This window comes from Salifodinibacter halophilus (assembly GCA_012999515.1).
GTDB lineage: Bacteria > Pseudomonadota > Gammaproteobacteria > Nevskiales > Salinisphaeraceae > Salifodinibacter > Salifodinibacter halophilus.
In genome coordinates, this window is sequence record JABEEB010000611.1 from 1 (window position 1) to 243 (window position 243).

Here is a 243-nt window from a genome sequence, read left to right on the forward strand (position 1 = left end):
CCCTCGGCGACCACGGCGAGTTCGAGAGCGTCAGCGAGCTCGCGGAGACGCTCGCGGGCGAGCTCGGTGAGGAGTACACCGACAGCTTCCGCTCGAAGGTCATCTACAACGTCGATCGACTCGGCCCCGAAGGGAAGGGGTACGTCGAACAGGAGTCGCGCGGGAACGCCCATCGGACCTCCCTCTCGCGGATCGGCGAACTGTGGGTGCGCGCCCACGAGAACGAGGGATGATCTGGGGGAG

Annotated in this window: 1 protein-coding gene; it reads left to right on the plus strand. The window is 67.1% G+C overall.

Going from position 1 to position 243, the window contains the following annotated elements; genetic code table 11:
* Positions 1-233 (plus strand): aspartate kinase (locus HKX41_13030; GenBank protein ID NNC25057.1); only part of this gene is annotated, 233 nt, incomplete at its 5' end.
* Positions 234-243: the final 10 nt, after the last annotated feature.